At 64.6% G+C, this 263-nt stretch carries 1 protein-coding gene; it reads left to right on the forward strand.

Annotated features, from left to right (window positions below):
• Window positions 1–263 (forward strand): hemagglutinin repeat-containing protein (locus A9J21_RS24050; RefSeq protein ID WP_156546113.1); only part of this gene is annotated, 263 nt, incomplete at both ends.

Here is a 263-nt window from a genome sequence, read left to right on the forward strand (position 1 = left end):
TCGGCGACCGATACCTACGAGAACCACAGCACGAACAAGTCCAGCAGCGGCAGCATCGGTGTATCCCTCGGCAGCAAGGGCTGGGGCGTGTCGGCTTCGGCATCCACCAGCAAGGGCAACGGCGACACCACGGGCACCACGCAGGTCAACAGCCACGTGAAGGGCAGCGAATCGGTATCGATCGTGTCCGGCAACGACACGAACATCCTGGGCGGGGTGGTCAGGGGCGGCAAGGTAACGGCAGACGTGGGCGGCGACCTGAA

Source organism: Cupriavidus sp. D384 (assembly GCF_001652915.1).
GTDB lineage: Bacteria > Pseudomonadota > Gammaproteobacteria > Burkholderiales > Burkholderiaceae > Cupriavidus.